Annotated in this window: 12 protein-coding genes and 5 tRNA genes; 4 read left to right on the top strand and 13 right to left on the bottom strand. The window is 41.1% G+C overall.

Annotated elements, in window-relative coordinates; all coding sequences use genetic code 11:
• Positions 1-79 precede the first annotated feature (79 nt).
• From IM797_RS25455 to IM797_RS25470, 4 genes are all read right to left on the bottom strand, one after another.
• Entirely contained in the window at positions 80-1,195 is a 1,116-nt protein-coding gene (locus tag IM797_RS25455) for a hypothetical protein (RefSeq protein WP_194130047.1), read from the bottom strand.
• A 5-nt stretch (positions 1,196-1,200) separates the two neighbouring features.
• A complete protein-coding gene (locus IM797_RS25460; RefSeq protein WP_194130048.1) occupies positions 1,201-4,374 on the bottom strand; it encodes a TonB-dependent receptor in 3,174 nt (1,057 codons plus the stop codon).
• Positions 4,375-4,597: 223 nt separating this feature from the next.
• Positions 4,598-5,731 carry a FecR family protein gene (locus IM797_RS25465; protein WP_194130049.1) on the bottom strand — a complete coding sequence of 378 codons (1,134 nt, stop codon included), beginning with the start codon at positions 5,729-5,731 and terminating at the stop codon, positions 4,598-4,600.
• 96 nt (positions 5,732-5,827) lie between these two features.
• The gene (locus IM797_RS25470; protein WP_194130050.1) at positions 5,828-6,406 is read right to left on the bottom strand and encodes an RNA polymerase sigma factor; all 579 of its coding nucleotides are present in this window, start codon (positions 6,404-6,406) and stop codon (positions 5,828-5,830) included.
• A 311-nt stretch (positions 6,407-6,717) separates the two neighbouring features.
• Here IM797_RS25470 and IM797_RS25475 point away from each other — a divergent pair, with 311 nt between their 5' ends.
• From IM797_RS25475 to IM797_RS25485, 3 genes are read left to right on the top strand one after another with little or no spacing between them, the layout of a single operon-like run.
• Positions 6,718-7,035 (top strand): helix-turn-helix transcriptional regulator, encoded by a 318-nt coding sequence (locus tag IM797_RS25475; protein ID WP_194130051.1) that lies wholly within the window; start codon positions 6,718-6,720, stop codon positions 7,033-7,035.
• Positions 7,036-7,042: 7 nt separating this feature from the next.
• Entirely contained in the window at positions 7,043-7,531 is a 489-nt protein-coding gene (locus IM797_RS25480) for an SRPBCC domain-containing protein (RefSeq protein ID WP_194130052.1), read from the top strand.
• Positions 7,528-8,361 (top strand): alpha/beta fold hydrolase, encoded by an 834-nt coding sequence (locus tag IM797_RS25485; protein ID WP_194130053.1) that lies wholly within the window; start codon positions 7,528-7,530, stop codon positions 8,359-8,361. The genes IM797_RS25480 and IM797_RS25485 overlap by 4 nt, the downstream gene beginning before the upstream one ends.
• A 94-nt stretch (positions 8,362-8,455) precedes the next feature.
• On the opposite strand, the gene IM797_RS25490 is transcribed toward IM797_RS25485, so the two are convergent.
• From IM797_RS25490 to IM797_RS25510, 5 genes are all read right to left on the bottom strand, one after another.
• Positions 8,456-8,540, bottom strand: a tRNA-Leu gene (locus tag IM797_RS25490).
• A gap of 66 nt (positions 8,541-8,606) precedes the next feature.
• Positions 8,607-8,679, bottom strand: a tRNA-Gly gene (locus IM797_RS25495).
• Positions 8,680-8,718: 39 nt separating this feature from the next.
• A tRNA-Leu gene (locus tag IM797_RS25500) sits at positions 8,719-8,803 on the bottom strand.
• Between the two features lie 69 nt (positions 8,804-8,872).
• Positions 8,873-8,945, bottom strand: a tRNA-Gly gene (locus IM797_RS25505).
• A gap of 124 nt (positions 8,946-9,069) precedes the next feature.
• A complete protein-coding gene (locus IM797_RS25510; RefSeq protein WP_194130054.1) occupies positions 9,070-9,600 on the bottom strand; it encodes a regulatory protein RecX in 531 nt (176 codons plus the stop codon).
• A gap of 147 nt (positions 9,601-9,747) precedes the next feature.
• Here IM797_RS25510 and IM797_RS25515 point away from each other — a divergent pair.
• A tRNA-Cys gene (locus IM797_RS25515) sits at positions 9,748-9,821 on the top strand.
• Between the two features lie 103 nt (positions 9,822-9,924).
• Here the strand turns inward: IM797_RS25515 and IM797_RS25520 are convergent.
• From IM797_RS25520 to IM797_RS25535, 4 genes are all read right to left on the bottom strand, one after another.
• Positions 9,925-10,308 (bottom strand): VOC family protein, encoded by a 384-nt coding sequence (locus IM797_RS25520; protein ID WP_194130055.1) that lies wholly within the window; start codon positions 10,306-10,308, stop codon positions 9,925-9,927.
• Between the two features lie 3 nt (positions 10,309-10,311).
• Positions 10,312-11,331 carry a WD40/YVTN/BNR-like repeat-containing protein gene (locus tag IM797_RS25525; protein WP_370583126.1) on the bottom strand — a complete coding sequence of 340 codons (1,020 nt, stop codon included), beginning with the start codon at positions 11,329-11,331 and terminating at the stop codon, positions 10,312-10,314.
• The gene (locus IM797_RS25530) at positions 11,332-11,763 is read right to left on the bottom strand and encodes a DUF2147 domain-containing protein (protein ID WP_194130056.1); all 432 of its coding nucleotides are present in this window, start codon (positions 11,761-11,763) and stop codon (positions 11,332-11,334) included.
• A gap of 64 nt (positions 11,764-11,827) precedes the next feature.
• Entirely contained in the window at positions 11,828-12,394 is a 567-nt protein-coding gene (locus IM797_RS25535; protein ID WP_194130057.1) for a DUF3347 domain-containing protein, read from the bottom strand.
• Between the last annotated feature and the right edge of the window lie 4 nt (positions 12,395-12,398).

The following is a 12,398-nucleotide window of genomic DNA, read 5'->3' on the forward strand; positions in this document are numbered from 1 at the left end:
GCAGCACCATTACGGTGCTGCTTTGTGTTGTAAATTACATCTTATAAGTCATACTAACGCTTGTATGCATTACGCATGATTATTGAAAATATTTTGAAAGATCATTTACTTTACCGCCTGATATAAAAACGCTTCTTGTACCGGCTACAACTGCCAATGTTCTTGAATCGGTAATGATCATTAACTTCGATTTTCCAGCCTCAAAATTAATCCTATCTTCAGCATAGTTGACATATGCTGAAGTAACCCGGCCTTCATTGGGTTTGATTGTATAACCAGTAAGAGTTAATGGGCTACCAGGATTATAAGGTTCAATATTCGTTCCTTTTTCATATATATCAAAGCTATAGATGTATTCCGGTCCTGGCAATGGTGGGAGCTCAATAGCATTAAAAGAACCATCTTTTGGTAAGGTAAACCTGATTTCGGGTGTGATTTTTGTTCCCACAACTGTATTTGCACTCGACAAAAGCCTGGTATAAAATACAAGGTCAACATCAACACCTTTAAACTGATTTGGAAATGTGGTTTCGAACCTGGCACTGATCATCATATTAGACGGATTAACGGGTGGGTCAAGCTTTACATTATCGACTATCTTTGTGCCGTCAAAGAAATAGACAATATTCTGCCTTGCGGTTGTCGATTCGATTGTTTTGGTAAGCAGAACGGCTGTTCCCCCCTTCTTACGAATCGAAATTTCCCTTGTAGTGCCTTTATCGATCAGGATAGTACTCACCTTATCTACAGCACCACTGTTTGAAGAAAATACAACTCCGTCTATTAAGAATTCAAGTTCGCCCGATAGGGCAAAGCCTTTGATTCCAAGTGAAATGGTATTGTTGTATATTTTGTTACCATCATAATAGATATTGATATTCTGCTCAAATGGCGCAGCAGCAATTGCTTTTGTCAACAATATTTCTGAGGTACCCTTCTTTCTAATCTTTAAATCACCCTCTTGATCATTAATGGTGATTATCCTGCTTAAATTTATGCCATTTGAATTCATGATCTTACTCTCTGCAATTACACTGTCCTTATACAGATATTCCAGATCAACCTCTGAAGTTCCGATAATATTCAACTGAACAAGTTTGAGTGGTTCTGGTGAAAGAAGTTCGGCTTTACTGCATGATAAACTTAGCCCTATAACAGCAAGCATCAGCAAATGGATATATTTTTTAAGTTTCATATTCGTTAAAAGTTATAAGTAATAGATGTACTGTAGGTTCGACCAAATTTTTGCGAGAACAGCACCTGATCTCCTTCTTCGAAATGATTTGAAAAACCAGGTTTCAAACGGAATTTGTTACTGTAATCAGAACCTATGGTATAATCGGGGTTAGGCTCATAGCTACCTGTATTTCTAAAGACAACAGATGCCATATTGAGTAGGTTACCGGCATTTAACTTTACTTCAAATCTCTTTTTGTAAAATCTATAACTAACCTGGGCATCGATCTGAGCTCTTGGCTTTTCATATTCAATATTGGTAAGTTCGGGTCCAACAAGCGTTGTTTTGAGTCCCGATTTATTGTACGCCAGGTTAAAACCAAATTGCTCATCTGTATATTGTAAACCGGCATTAATGAGATATGGAGATTGCCCGTACATGTTTCTTTTTGCTTTGGCAGTTACAATTACATCCTTGCCATCTACTGAGGTTTTATAGGTACCTGCCACATCGGCCTTTTGTAAAGTAAGGTTGCCATAAACCGTTAGGCGTGTTAAAAGGTTGTTGGTGGCAATAAACCCGAGGTTTTTTCTCATTTCTAATTCTAAGCCGTAAACCTTGGCTTCATCGGAGTTTTTGATGTAATAAAAACCACCACCGTTGGACAAACTAAAAGTGATCTCAACAGGTTGATCAAACTGCTTGTAAAATGCACTTGCCGAGATGATTTCACCAAGGCCAGGAAACCACTCTATTTTAAAATCGTAGTTTTTAATCTGCGTACTGGCCAGACCTTCGTTACCAAATTGTGCATCGAACATTGGGTCGTATCTAAAAAACTGACTATTGTCCATCAGCTCTGGCCTCACCACCGCGTTTGAGAAGGCGGCCCTAATGTTAATTTCTTTGGATGGACTATAGGTAAAGTTGGCCGATGGCAAAAACCTCCATTTCTTTTCTGGAGGAAGTGCAAAAGAACTCGTTCCCCTTACATTAATGTCATTCCGTATTTCGGTATATTTATAATACTCTGCTCTTGCACCCCAAACCAGGCGTAATTTTTCGCCAAGTCGGTTATCTAACATCACATACCCCGCCTGGGTAGTACTTTTTCCTTTATAGCCATTTAAAAAGTACCCATTGATATAGTAATTGTAACCGTTATTCCCAATTTTGGCAGGATTTATCATTTCGCCAATCGGGATATATCGTAAACTATCAGCTATTGAAGGATTATGGATCAAAGATGCAATTTCCCAGTTTAGTGATCCTTCTTTTTGAATCCCAAAATAACCGGTTTTTATACTGTTATTTAATAGCCCCATTTTAAAAGGCATGCTCGCATCGGCACTCCAGGAAAAATGGTGCTCATTGTTGCTGTAGTTATGACGGGAAGTAGGTTTTATATATCCCTCCGTTTGTGAACTCGATACATAATAATATTCGTAGCCGTTACTTGTTTTTAGCAATCCTTGGGAAGCAATGCCCAGATCTTTCTCTTTACGGTCAATTGATGTCCTGGATAAATTCCACTCTAACTTTATCTTGTTAAACTGATGCTGACCATTTAATTTGTTCTGTAGAAGATCTGTATAAGTAGGGTCGTCAGTCTCTATAATACGATTGGGTTTCACACCAGCACCAAATAGATTTGTCCCTTCATCTGAATCGTAACCAACAGCTCTAAAAAGGTCATTATTGTAAATATGGGTGTAGGTGTTTCGGAAGCTGAACTTATTTTTCTCTAACTGCAGGCCTACGTTTAACATAGCAGCCAAAGTAGTATTGAACATGTATTTAGCACCAGAATTAGTGGTATTTGCATTCCAGTCACTTCTGGTCTGTTGATCAATTATATTAATATTTTGGTTGTTCCGGTAATTTAAAGCTGCAGTAAAGCCCAGTTTTTTATTGTTTGTCGGATCAATATCGATTAACCTGCCCATTGTAAACTGATAGTTTTGCGATGGAGCAGTTTTATATTTGTACATCGTAAAATTATCGTTGGTAAATTTTTGGCTTTGTGCAATTAACACTTGCTTGTACTGTTCGTCTGTAAGGGTGTTATTGGGTACAGTAGTACGGTCTGTATGCTGTAAACCAGTTGGGAATTTCCTTCTTCCATCGTCAAAACCCAAATAATCATATTTACCACGTTTATGGCTCAAAAAATCCTTACCAGTACTCTGGTCGTTAAACGAAGTTCCAATGGTGAAGCCCATAAAATTCTCTGTAGGGATATCCTTGGTATTAATTTGTATCAATCCACCGCCAAAGCTGCCGTTCATGTCAGGGGTAACTGTTTTGCTAACCACAACATTGTCAACCAAGCTTGAAGGGATCAGATCGAAAGAGAAGTTACGGGTTTGGGCCTCCGTACTGGGCAGATTGATGCCGTCCAGTTGCGCGGTATTGTAACGTTCACCTATACCACGTACCAAAACCATTTTATTGTCTATAGAGCTTACCCCGCTGATGCGCTTTAAGCTCTCGCCGATATTCTTATCAGGTGTACTGGCAATCTGCTCTGCACTGATACCGTTACTGATCTCTGAAGCGTTCTTTTGTCTGGCCAGTAAGCCTTCAGTTGATGCTTTGCGGTAACTGGCGGTCACAGTTACTTCTTTTAACGCAGCATTGGCTGGCTTTAAAGAAATATTGAGCGGGGTATTTTTATCTTCGGTTACGACTACTCCGGTTACCCGCTGCGTAGCAAAAGACACAAAGCTGAACTCCAGCGTGTAAGTGCCTGGCTGCAGGTTTAAGGTATAAGAGCCATCGGCACCAGCCTGTGCACCAGCACCGGATTCTATGACCTTAATGCCCGCCCCCGGAAGCGTTTCGCCTTTATCATCTGTAATTTTACCGGATACGCGACCAGGTTTCCCCAATTTATGATATTCTTTTGCCTGTACCTGTACCGAATTATTTCTGATTACATAAGTGAGCGGCTGGTTCCTGAATATTTCAGCCAGGGCAGCATTCAGTTCCAGGTCTTTGATATGGATGCTCACCGGTTTTGCCTTGCCGATCAGTGAAGCGGAAAAAAAGAAGTCAACACCGCTCTGGTCGCGGATATGATCAAATACCCGTTCCAATGGTGCGTTTGTTACATTCAGGGTGACCTTTTGCGCCAAAGTAGCCGCGCTGACCTGCAGCATGGTTACAAAGAGCAAGATCGCAGTCAATTTTGTCATCAATAGTATCTTAGTGGTATGACGCCAAGGCCATACGGGTTTGTTTTGGTAAAAACCGTACATTTGCAATACATGTTATTTGCAGAGCACCCACTCGGTTTCGAAGCAGTGAGGGTGTCTGCGGGTTATCAAATAGTTTTATAATTATTTGTCATCATGTTTAAAGCCCATCTCAGCGCTAACTGAGGTGGCTTTTTTTTAAATGACCATCGGGTATATGTTGCTATTTACTGACGATGATCCTCCTTTCTTTAATGGTGAAATGAATATTGTTAGACCCTTCCATGATCTCCAACACCTGCCTGATATCGCTATGGCGTGTCACCGCACCACTGTAAGTATCTTCAGGCAGGCCTTTTTGAAAAGTAACCTCAACATTGTACCATCGTGAGATCTTTCGCATCACGCTTTGCAGGCTTTCATTCTTGAAACGAAAATGACCGTCTTTCCAGGCCGTAGCAGTGCGGGGATCGGCCTCCAGGATTTTAAGATCACCATTAGCTAATTTTGCCTGCTGCCCAGGCTTTAAAATCCTGGCTATTCCGCGTTCTGGTCTTAAGCGGATGCTTCCCTCCAGCAAAGTGGTAAGTATATCTGGCTCATCGTGATAGGCATTGATATTGAAATGCGTACCAAGCACCTCTACCTGCTGTTCCCTTGACTTCACGATAAAAGGATGCTTACGGTCCTTGGAAATTTCAAAATAGGCCTCGCCCGAAAGCTGAACCACCCTTTCAGCACTATTTTGAAAGGATATGGGATATTTAAGTGAAGATGCTGCATTGAGCCATACCATTGAGCCGTCAGGCAATCTGACCCGGTAGGTCTCTCCATTAGTAGTAGCAAGGGTGTTGAATCCGGACGTCTTATTTTTTGTTCCTTTGATATCGTAGATCAGTTCACCATTGCTGGTTTTGGTAATGGTTACGCCAGCACCCTGTGCTACTTTACCGGTCTGCTGATCTGAAAGGAAAATTTTTTTACCATTGACCAAGGTCAGGCTGGCTGCATGACGGCCGGGACTGATCGGTAGTTCAGCCTGTTGAGCAACAGACTGATCTTTTTGATGTTCGGGCGAGAGCAGGTAACCTATGCCCAATATAACCAGTATAGAAGCAGCAATGCCAAGCGGCAAACGTAAGCGTCTGAATATAGGCGGTTGATAAGCCACAATAGGTATCTTCTGCGCAATGCTTTCGGTTATCCTGGCGACCTCATGTTCTAACTCGGCTTGAGATAGCGGCTCCGCATCAAGCTGATATTGCAAATACCAGCTCTCGATAAAATCCAGTTCCCGGGGCGTACATTCGCCTTTACGGTATTTTTCGAGTAGTTCGTCGAAGTCGGGTATTTCCATAGCAGCCATTAATTTCAATTGAATACATAACCAATACAGGTAAGTCGGCCGGACTATGCAGATGAAAATGAAAAAAATCAAAAAAGTTGGAGATACTTAGATATTAAAGAAAACCAGCAGGTAGGCAACCAGGGTTAATCGTGCGCGCAATAATTTTAAAGCATTAGCAATCTGGCGGTCAACCGTAGCCTCTGATATTCCCAATTGCATTGAAATTTCCTTCCTGCTTAGGTAGGCCTTCCGGCTGAGCACAAACACTTCCTGCATTTTTGCAGGAAGCGCAGCTATTTCCCTATCGATCAGCGCCGTTAATTGTTGGCTGCGTATTCCGTGATCGGTAGGTTCGTAATCATAAGTGTAATGTGCGGCCATTGCGTCTGTATAGCGTGTCCGGACTTCCTTTCGGGCAATCAGGTTCAAGATCGTATTGCGAAGCGCGGTATACAGATAGCCAGCAAGGTTTGACTGCGCATTTATGTTGCCTCTCTTGTTCCAAAACGTAACAAAAACTTCCTGAACTACATCACGTGCGTCTTCGCGGTCCTGCAATTTTTTATAGGCATGAGCGTAAAGCAAAAATTTATACTTATCATAAATAACAGTATAAGCCTGATGGTCACCGTCTTTTAGGAGCGCGGCCAGTTCGGTGTCGGTATAGTTGCTATATGCTGTCATTTTATCGACGACAAAGTTCAACAACTAGTAATAATGCACTATGGAATATGTGTTATCAAATTATTAACTCAATAGTTTGATTAAAACTGCAAGGATCTAGATAGAAGTCTATCTTGTACTGCGGGCTGGAGTATTGTCAAATCCGTCAGATGCGCATGCCCAGCTTTATTGTTGCGTTGCTTAATTACTGAAAAGCACCGGCAAGATCCTGTATCTGATACCCCTCGCCCATGTAGATCAGATCCTGAATTAAAAATATTTTGCACAACCAAATGGTTGTCTTTATATTTGACAACCATTTGGTTGTATATATGATAGAAAGAAGAGATGTATTTCAAGCGATTGCTGATCCCACAAGGAGAATTATTATTAGTAAATTGTCGCAAGGACCACTAAACATCACACAGATTGGCGAAGATCTTGACATGAGCAAGCAGGCTATTGCCAAGCACATAAAGATATTGAAAGAATGCGGAATGATTGTCATGAATCAAAAAGGAAGGGAACAGGTTTGTGAAGCCCAACTTACGCAACTTGATGAAGTAACTGATTGGGTAATACAATCCCGTAAATTATGGAACCAGAGGTTTGAAAAGCTAAACCGGTTCCTTGCCGCTACAAAAAAATGATACAGATATGAAATCCGAACAAAAAGAATTACTAATCAGCCATCTTTTTGATGCGCCGCGAGACGTTGTTTTTAAAGCATGGACAGATCCTGAACAATTAAAGCACTGGTATGCGCCCGACGGTCGCAGCATTGAATTTAAGGCTATAACCGTTGAAACAGGCGGCCACTTCCATTATGTTATAAAAGATCCGGTTTATGGACCATGTTGGATCATTGGCAATTACCTGGAAATACAACCAGACACAAAAATAGTTTTCACTATGGTGATGTCAAATGAAGCAGGGGATGCGGTGAGCTCAGTTGCCAATGGCAAGGTTGAAGACTGGCCGGAACGGCATGTAGCAACCGTTACTTTTGAATCGATCGGCCAGCGTACCAAAATGACTATTCATCAGACTGTATCTGAAGAAAAGGCAAAGGAAACAGGTGCTTACCAAAGCTGGATAAAGATGTTCAACAAATTAAATCAACTTATTAAACAAACCACACAATGAAGAAGCTTCTGATTTTAACCAGTTTAATCGCATCAAATTTATCCATTAATGCGCAATCGCCCCTAAAAAGCGGATATGCTCCGGTTAACGGTATCAAAATGTACTATCAGATTTACGGAGAAGGCAAACCACTTGTACTAATACATGGAGGGGGCTCTACAATTGACATCACCTTCGGACGGGTAATACCAATGTTTGCAAAACATCGTAAAGTGATTGCTGTAGAACTTCAGGCACACGGAAGGACGAATGACAGGAATACGGAGTCAAGTTTCGAACAAGATGCAGATGACGTGGCAAGCTTGCTACATTACCTGAAGATAGATAAAGCCGATTTCTTTGGCTTTAGCAACGGCGGAACAACCACCCTACAGATTGCTATTCGACATCCAAAAGTTGTAGACAAAATCGTTTTGGGATCTCCATTGAGTAAGCGAAATGGAGTTCCAGCAAAATTTTGGGACTTTATGAAACAGGCATCATTGGACAACATGCCTCAGGAGCTAAAAAACGCATATAGCAAAGTTGATCCTGATGGTCTTAAAAATATGCATGATAGGGATGCTAAAAGGATGCAAAACTTCAAAGATATTCCGGACGAGCAAATCAGCGCAATCACGACAAAGGCGTTTATTATTATTGGTGACAAAGATGTAATTCTGCCTGAACATGCACTAGAGATGCACCGTTTGCTTGTTGGTTCTGAGCTGGCTATTATTCCCGGTACACATGGTGAATATATTGAAGAATTAACGTCGCTAAAGTTTAACACGCATCAGGCGAATTTCGTAATTCCGATGATTGAAAGATTTTTAGATCAGGTTAAATAACGTTCACGAGAGATTTATGCTCAGGAAACGGAATTAAAATACAAACGGCGTTTCTGATATCAGAAACGCCGTTTTAGATAGAAGTCCTATCTTGTACTCAGAGCGGGAATCGAACCCGCACGACTTTTAAGGTCACAGGATTTTAAGTCCTGCGTGTCTACCAGTTCCACCATCTGAGCATAATCACCCAATAACTGTCGGGGATTGAACTTTAAAATAAAAGCCTTCAATGAAGAAGGCTTTTGAGCGAAAGACGAGATTCGAACTCGCGACCCCGACCTTGGCAAGGTCGTGCTCTACCAACTGAGCTACTTTCGCATTGGTACTGTGCTGTATAACCCATACAGCTAGGTATTGTACTCAGAGCGGGAATCGAACCCGCACGACTTTTAAGGTCACAGGATTTTAAGTCCTGCGTGTCTACCAGTTCCACCATCTGAGCATAATCTATATCAACTAGTCGATACGATTAATTTTCTTTATAAATGCTTCCTGGTATGAAGGCATTTAGAGCGAAAGACGAGATTCGAACTCGCGACCCCGACCTTGGCAAGGTCGTGCTCTACCAACTGAGCTACTTTCGCATTGATCAACACCATCCGATGTCTTCCCTACTGCTTCAAGATTAATTACCTTGTTTCCGTTTGGGATTGCAAATATAAATACTTTTAGTTTAACGTCAAGTTATTTTTAATAAAAATCAGACAACTAATATAACCCATTGGCTTTCAGTACCTCAATAATTGAATCATTTTCAAAACCTCTGCCCAACAGATAAGAAACGAGCTTATATCGCTTTTTATAAGCATCTTTTTCTACGATCGTACCTGCTTTTTTTTCCGCCAACATCAATATCGTTGCTAAATATTCGTCATAGTCGATGCCTTTAAGCGCATTCGAAATCATCTTGTCAGGAACATTTTTCAATTTAAGCCCTTGCCTGATCTTAATTTTTCCCCAATGTTTCATTTTGAACTTACCGGAAACATAAGCCTGCGTGAAACGCTCCTCATTTAAAAAGTTGGTCTGGATCAGTTCAGATATAATTTCCTCTACATCGTCAGACCACTGTCCCCATTCATATAACTTATTACGAAGCTCCTGCTGAGACCGCTCCTGGTAAGCACAATAATGCTCAGCCTTAGCAAGCGCAGTTTTTCTATCCAGTCTGATCTTTTTTTTATCTGTCTCTTCCACCTCTGCAATATTACACAATAGATAAGCAAATAAAAACTCCATTCATTTAGAATTCCAAATTCTAAAAAACAGCATCAAATACTTCAAAAATGAAGATTTTATAAATATTTAAAAATATTTAAATAAAGTCTACAATTTTGATAGACTTTATTTATATTTGTCTCAGTAATCAGGATGAGGTTACGATATAGTCATGTGGCCGAGTGGTTAGGTAAGGGTCTGCAAAACCTTTGACGGCGGTTCGAATCCGCCCTTGACGTCCAGTTCAATTTCTATATTGTCTGAACTTTTAGATGTTTGGTTAGATCTAAGTTTTGTTTTGTAAAGCCAGGTTGGATGACCTGGCTTTCTGTTTTAAAAGCCTTTTTAATGCTCATAAAATTCAATCGGCAACTGATCAGGATCTGCAATAAAAGTAAAACGCTTCCCAGTAAACTCATCTATCCTGATCGGCTCAGCCTCTACCTCTTTTTTAAGCAAATCAGCCACCACCGCATCCAGATCATTTACTTCAAAAGCCAAATGCCGCAATCCCGCTGCCTCCGGTCTTGATGGCCTGGCTCCAGGATCAGGAAAAGAGAACAATTCAATCACATATTCCCCGTTTAAAGCCAAATCAAGTTTATAAGATTTTCTTTCTTCGCGATAAACCTCTCTGATGATATCCAAGCCCAATACAGCTGTATAAAACAGCTTTGACACCTCATAATTGCGACAAATGATAGCGATGTGATGAATTTTACTTAACATATTTTATGGTTTAACGGCGAGTTTGTAAATCTCGCCTTTGTTTCCGGCAAGCAGTATAAGTTTGCCTTTTTTTGATTTACCGATTACATTAAAACCCTGACCCGATATATTAATCCAATTTTGTCCCGCATCTTTGGATACATCCGTCCCAGAACTGCCTGTAGCAATCAACAGCGCCGAATTCACATAAATTACACCAGACCGGTATCCCGAAACTGGCTTAGCCGGTCGCTTCCAGTTCTTTCCGCCATCATCAGTGAGCAATACATTATTTAAATTTTCTTTGTCTTTCAAATAATCACCACCAACCACAACGCCCTTGCTTCCATTATAGAAATCCATAGCAAAAGTTCCCGTACTGGATTTCCCCTGTATAATGGGACATTTGAAAACTTTCCAGGTATAGGCATAATTGTCAGAATAATAAATCTGCGCTACAGCACCTCCGGTCGCAATCCAGACCTTACCGCCAGGTAAAGTCTTTATCGTTGTCCCACTGGCTGCAAACCCAGCTTCACCTGTATTCAATTTCGTTTTCAGATTGCCGCTGATCGGATTCCAGCTCAATCCGCCATCCTGAGTTCTCAGCAACTGCATTTCATTCAAAATGGGATCACCAAAGATGATCCCATTCTTTTTATCCCAAAAATCCATACCATCCAGAAAGATGGCAGAATCCGTATTTTTATAACGCTCAGTCCAGGTCTTACCTCCATCTACGGTCAGCAATACATAAGCCGGCGAACCCGCGTTTATAGCTACGGCTTTCAAAGAATCAAAACCTTGTATATCCCTAAAATCCAATTGCGCATAACCCGCAGGTTGTACCCACTGCCAGGTTTTACCACCATCGGTTGTCTTTCCAATATGCCCCTTACTACCACTAACCCAGGCGACATCGTCTGTTACGATAGACATGCCGCGCAAACTGGCATTGGTACCACTATTTAAGGAAACCAGGTCGTAGGTCTGTGCATAACCAATCAGCGGCAATAAAAACAGCCAGCAAATGAAGCACTTCACCTATTTTACCCTTTTCCAGGTTTCAGATCTGCCAATCAGTGAAATTCCGATATAACCACGCATATTCAATACGTCATTTCCTTTCATGGTCATGTTGCAGCTATAGGTCTTACCTGACTTTGGATCGTAAATTTTACCATCCGTCCATTTGCCATCATCATAAACAAAGTTATTCAGAATTTCCAGGCCTAAAATTGGTCTGGATTTCAGACTGGCATCCGGATTTTTAGCGTCAGTTTTCGTATTACCTTTTTCGTCTTTAGGCTCTTTCAGCCAAACAATTTTACCGAAGTATTTATCCGCTTTTTTAGTGATGTCCACATGTGCCTCACCTGTAGAATTTACCCACTTACCAATAATGGCATCTTTATTTTGCGCAAAACCTGCGAACGAAAACGCTGTTAACAACAGCAGGAATGAAAAGTATTTCATAGTTGTAGCTTATTTATAAGTTAGTATTTACTAAAGATACTAAATGGAATAAACATCTGAGAAATTATTTAATCGTTTCTTTGACCTCACCGCAACTCAACATACTTGCTCCGAAGTAGGGGTTCTTAATTTCTTTCTGACTGCTTAACCAGGATGCCCCTTTATCATCCAATGCCATAGGACAATATTCTACATACACCTCTCCAGAACTTAATCCGGCCGCCTTTACCCTTTTTATAAAATCATTACTGAGTTCAGAAAATAAAGTACGCTGTGCATCAATATTTGCCGCAGTTGCTATTTTTCCTGCAAGTGCGGCTAAGCTGGCACCGTTAGCCAATGCTTTGGAACCCAATTCTATTGCATTCACGGCCACCTTCGCTTCGGCCATGTCACCATCAACAAGCGCCTTGGTCAGGTGTATATAATGCTCATAAATGGCATTCAGTTGATCATCTTTAATCGTTACGCCCGCAACTGTTTTTGCTGTCGCAACAGCATGTCCCGCTCCGGCAGCATGGTTATGCCCGGCATGTGGATCTGTTGTTTCTACAGGCTTTTGAGTATTTCCGCAGGCAGCAAATAATGTGACTACCGCAGTTGTGAGTACAAAACCGATTCTTCTTTTCATTTTT

Source organism: Pedobacter sp. MC2016-24, from assembly GCF_015223055.1.
GTDB lineage: Bacteria > Bacteroidota > Bacteroidia > Sphingobacteriales > Sphingobacteriaceae > Pedobacter.